Here is a 243-nt window from a genome sequence, read left to right as displayed (position 1 = left end):
TAGTAGGTGTGGTAGATGGCGACTGAAATTAGAGTGTTAAAAAATGTAGATGATACAGTTTTCTATCCGAAGACACATGTAACGGCTGTGGAAGGTTTGGACTCGGCTACAACTACTACATCTGGATTAATGCCCGCCAGCGACAAAACGAAATTAAATGGAATCGAAGCTAATGCAGAAAAAAATAATGTGACTGCAAGCGATATTACTAATTGGAATAAAAAACAGGACGCAATTTTGATA

The 243-nt window shown here is 37.9% G+C and carries 1 protein-coding gene; it reads left to right on the top strand.

Annotated elements, in window-relative coordinates:
- Positions 1 to 15: 15 nt before the first annotated feature.
- Positions 16 to 243: hypothetical protein (locus ACX6XY_RS30465; RefSeq protein ID WP_460337972.1), on the top strand; the 228-nt coding region annotated here is incomplete at its 3' end.

This window comes from Streptomyces sp. O3 (genome assembly GCF_054788135.1).
Note: the sequence above shows the minus strand (reverse complement) of the source record. Positions and strands in the feature narration are given on the sequence as shown.